3 protein-coding genes and 1 pseudogene are annotated in these 4,602 nt (G+C 43.8%); 1 reads left to right on the top strand and 3 read right to left on the bottom strand.

Annotation, left to right across the window (positions count from 1 at the left end; all coding sequences use genetic code 11):
• Nucleotides 1-18: 18 nt before the first annotated feature.
• Nucleotides 19-1,074, top strand: a complete 1,056-nt coding sequence (locus ACOVQQ_RS07825; RefSeq protein WP_421817708.1) for an NAD(P)-dependent alcohol dehydrogenase — start codon at nt 19-21, stop codon at nt 1,072-1,074.
• Nucleotides 1,075-1,234: 160 nt separating this feature from the next.
• Here ACOVQQ_RS07825 and ACOVQQ_RS07820 read toward each other — a convergent pair whose 3' ends face one another.
• From ACOVQQ_RS07820 to ACOVQQ_RS07810, 3 genes and pseudogenes are all read right to left on the bottom strand, one after another.
• Entirely contained in the window at nt 1,235-2,500 is a 1,266-nt protein-coding gene (locus ACOVQQ_RS07820) for an aminotransferase class I/II-fold pyridoxal phosphate-dependent enzyme (protein WP_421817707.1), read from the bottom strand.
• Nucleotides 2,501-2,736: 236 nt separating this feature from the next.
• Entirely contained in the window at nt 2,737-4,371 is a 1,635-nt protein-coding gene (gene pafA, locus ACOVQQ_RS07815) for an alkaline phosphatase PafA (protein WP_421817706.1), read from the bottom strand.
• Nucleotides 4,349-4,602: pseudogene (locus ACOVQQ_RS07810) on the bottom strand (nitronate monooxygenase); the annotation flags it as partial. The gene pafA and the pseudogene ACOVQQ_RS07810, both read right to left, overlap by 23 nt.

Here is a 4,602-nt window from a genome sequence, read left to right as displayed (position 1 = left end):
GAACAAATTTTACATGCTATGAATACAACAACTGTAGCGGCTTTCGGGACTCATGCGCCCGATCAAGCGCTCGAAAACATTCAAATTCAGCGTCGGGAGGTACAAGCCGACGATGTTGCCATCGAAATTTTATACTGCGGTGTTTGTCATTCCGACCTGCACTTTGCAAAAAACGATTGGGGATTTACCACCTATCCTGTGGTGCCCGGACACGAAATTGTAGGTAAAGTAACCGCCGTTGGCAATGCCGTTACCAAATACCACGTTGGCGATACCGTTGCCGTTGGCTGCTTGGTTGACAGTTGCCGAAGCTGCAGCAGCTGCGCTCAAGATCTAGAACAATATTGTTTGAACGGATTTACCGGAACTTACGGTGGCGTCGATAAATTTCTGGGCGGAACCACACACGGCGGCTATTCGCAATCGATTGTCGTAGATCAGCACTTTGTTTTACGTGTGCCAAACGGTTTGGATTTGGCTGGCGTTGCTCCTCTGTTGTGTGCAGGAATCACCACTTGGTCGCCTTTACGCCATTGGAACGTTGGGCCGAACAGTAAAGTTGCCGTGGTTGGTTTGGGCGGACTCGGCCACATGGCTATTAAACTCGCGAAAGGCCTGGGAGCTGATGTTACGCTCTTTTCACGATCGGCCGACAAGGAAGCCGATGCAAAACAATTAGGCGCAGATCGGATTATTATCTCAACCGATCCTGAAGCCATGGCCGCCGCCGCTGGTACCTTCGATTTTATTTTAGACACCGTTCCGTATGCGCACGACTTAAATCCTTACGTTCAGGCACTTGCGGTTAGCGGAAGTTTAGTCGTAGTTGGATACTTGGGCGCGTTGGAAGATCAATTAAATACGATGCCGATGGTTTTTTCCCGTAAAACAGTAGCCGGATCGCTAATTGGTGGCATTGCCGAAACGCAAGAATTACTCGATTTCTGCGGCGAACACAACATTGTTTCCGACGTTGAAGTCATAAAAATGCAAGAAATCAATCAGGCTTACGAACGCATGCTAAAAAGCGACGTCCGCTATCGTTTTGTGATTGATATGTCGTCTTTGACGTAAACCGTTTTTTACTGAAAAAGTCAATAAAACAGCTCATTTTTTAGACATCAAGTTATGTGCGAAGAATGAGCTGTTTTTTTATACCGCTACTTTTCGCCGAAACTCAAAACAAGAAAGGCTACCCATTGGCAGCCTTTACTTTTAGGTTTTACTTTTATTGTTAAGATACGTCGACTGTTTTCTCGGCAGCAATTTTCAAATACGTACCGTTTACCAGCTTTTCGCGAACGGCTTCGAAAGCATCTAAAGTTTGGTTGATGTCTTCCATAGTGTGCGAAGCTGTTGGAATCATACGCAGTAAAATGATGCCTTTTGGAATCACCGGATACACTACAATCGATAAGAAAATATTGTAATTCTCACGTAAATCGTTTACCAACATCATGGCCTCTGGAATACTACCGTTTAGGTACACCGGAGTCACGCAGGTATTGGTATCGCCGATATCAAAACCACGAGCTTTTAAGCCGTTTTGCAAGGCGTTTACGTTTTCCCAAAGCTTGTCTTTCAGCTCGGGCATGTTGCGCAGCATTTCCAATCGCTTTAATGCTCCTTTGGTTTGAATCATCGGTAGCGATTTCGCAAACATCTGCGAACGCAAGTTATATTTTAAATAATCGATAACGTCTTGATCGGCAGCAATAAAAGCACCGATACTTGCCATAGATTTTGCAAACGTCGAGAAATACACATCGATGCCGTCTTGAACACCTTGCTCCTCGCCTGCTCCTGCTCCCGTTGCACCTAAAGTACCAAAACCGTGCGCATCATCTACCAACAAACGGAAGTTGTACTTCTCTTTCATCGCTACGATTTCGCGCAATTTTCCTTGCTGACCGCGCATTCCGAAAACCCCTTCCGTGATAAACAAAATTCCGCCGCCTGTTTCCTGCGCAAGTTTTGTGGCACGTTGCAAGTTTTTCTCCATGCTCTCCACGTCGTTGTGCTTATAGGTAAAACGTTTACCCATGTGCAAACGCACACCGTCGATGATACATGCGTGTGCATCAACGTCGTAAACAATTACGTCGTTTTTGGTAACCAGAGCGTCGATTGTCGACATAATCCCTTGGTAACCGAAGTTCAGCAAATACGCAGCTTCTTTCTTTACGAAAGCGGCTAATTCGCGTTCCAACTGTTCGTGATAATCGGTTTGTCCGCTCATCATACGTGCACCCATTGGGTATGCAGCACCGTATTCTGCAGCGGCTTCCGTATCGGCTTTTCTAACCTCAGGATGGTTCGCCAAACCAAGGTAATCGTTAATACTCCAGTTTAAAATTTCTTTTCCGTGAAACATCATTCGCGGACCTAATTCGCCTTCCAATTTTGGAAAAACGTAGTAGCCTTCGGCTTGCGAGGCCCACTTTCCTAGAGGACCCTTATTATTTTGGATTCGTTCAAACAAATCTTTAACAGCGCTCATACGTGTTTGTTTTAGAAGTTGCAAAAGTAGTTGATTTTAAGCGGTAAAAAAAGTTGTTTTAACAGTGAAATGGGAAGTTTGTTGCATAAAATGCCTACCTCAACTGAAAAATAGGAACACAGAGAAAGTGCACAGGGAAAACCACATTCAATTCCCTGTGATTGAAACTGCTTTTGTTAAAATTATCATTCTAATTTACAAGCACTTACGTAATTGTTAGCGTCTAGTATTTAGAATTAATTTTTGAATAGCGCTTCTAAGACTTCGGCGTTGGTCGCATTTGGTAAAGACAGTTGAAGCAATTGTGCGAGTGTAGGCGCAATTTCGGTAATGACACACTTTTCGTGCGATTTACCGGCGGTTATTCCTTTTCCAAAAAAGATAATCGGCACATGCGTATCGTACGAAAAAACAGATCCGTGTGTCGTGCCTGTTGTGTGATCTTCCAAGGTTCCGGGCGATTCTAAAATAACCAACTCACCGTTTTGCTTGGTATCATAACCGTTCGCTATAAGCTGCAAATACGGATCACTGCCCGACGATGCTAAAATTTCTTCTTCTGTGTAAACGCGCAGCACCCAGGATTCTTTCATCACAAAATCCCGAACTTTATTTTTGGCATCGGTCAATGAAATACCCGTTCCTGCCAGCGCATCTTTGTCGAAAAAGATGTTTTGGTTACTGCAATTTGCAATAACATCTTCACCAAAAGTTGCTAATCCAAAAGCCTCTAATTTATTGACGAAATCTTTCGAACTTACGTTTTCAACTTCGTAATTGTGATCTTTCAAAAAAACCGGATTTTCCGCTCCAGCATGATCGGCAGTTAAAAACACCAAATACTGACCCTTACCTACTTTCTCATCCAGATATTTCAGTAATTTTTCCAGCGAAGCATCTAACCGCACGTACGTATCTTGCAGTTCAATGGAACGCGGGCCGGTGATGTGCCCCACGTAATCGGTTGCCGAATAACTGATTGCCAGAAAATCGGTGTGATTGTCTTTTCCCAATTGCTCGGCATCGATGGCAGCAACCGCAAAATCGGTAAGCAAGTCGTTTCCAAAAGGCAGTGCGCGCAAAATTTGTGCACCACTTTTTTCGTACATGCTTTTCAAATCGTACGGAAATGTTGCCGCATTAGCCTTAAAAATTTTCCCTTCGTACGGGTTTTCATCGGCTAAACTCTCGTCGTATTGCGCCAAGGGTTTCAACGGATTCCAAGCGTTTTGCACATATTTTAAGAAATTCTTTTCGTCGTTAAATTTCGTTGCCCAAGCAGGTAATTCATTTCGGTAAAAAGTACTGCTAATAAAAGCTCCGGTTTTGCTGTACCAAAATGCACAGTCGGCAAAATGTCCGGCCGGCAAAATAGCTCCGCGATCTTTCATGCTCATACCGATTACTTTCCCTCTGAAATTGGTCGACAATTTTAATTCGTCGGTAATAGTTGTGGCTTTTAGATTTTTGGGCGACATTTTTCCTTCCGCTTCATCGCCGGCACCTAGCGTGCGTACGCTGACATCATCGGTACAATACATGTTCTTTTTAATCGATTTATTGTACCAATCGTTTCCAACAATTCCGTGAAAACGCGGTGTAGTTCCCGTGTAAACCGATGCGTGCCCCGGACCTGTGTACGTAGGCATGTAGTTGAAGTGCGCGTTATAAAATGTGAATCCGTTTGAGGTTAATCGTTTAAATCCTCCTGAACCGAAATCGTTCGCAAATCGGTATAAATACTCGGTTTTCATTTGGTCGACTACAATGCCAACTACTAATTTGGGTCGGTCTTGCGCTTTCGCGGAAAAGAAAGTCGTTACCAGCAATAGTGCCCAAACGAATGGCTTAGAATGAAATATGTGCGACACGTTTTTGTTCATGATGAAATTCTGCTAAAATTTGAGTAAATACTTCGGAAACGTGTAAAATTTGATCGATTAACGCACTTACCTGTCCGATTTCGAGTTCGCCATCGTGTAAATCGCCTTCAAACATACCGCGTTTGGCACGTGCGCGCCCCAGATGTGCTTTAAGTTGTTCGACCTGAGCTCCTTGTGCGTACAACTCTTGTATTTCGTGATAAAATTTATTTTTAATTA

It is taken from the genome of Flavobacterium sp. (assembly GCF_049240005.1).
In the GTDB taxonomy this organism is placed as follows: Bacteria; Bacteroidota; Bacteroidia; order Flavobacteriales; family Flavobacteriaceae; genus Flavobacterium.
Note: the sequence above shows the minus strand (reverse complement) of the source record. Positions and strands in the feature narration are given on the sequence as shown.

Coding starts and splice junctions, on each gene's coding strand:
- ACOVQQ_RS07820 (WP_421817707.1), bottom strand. CDS start 2,500: ATGAGCGCTGTTAAAGATTTGTTTGAACGAATCCAAAATAATAAGGGT.
- ACOVQQ_RS07825 (WP_421817708.1), top strand. CDS start 19: ATGAATACAACAACTGTAGCGGCTTTCGGGACTCATGCGCCCGATCAA.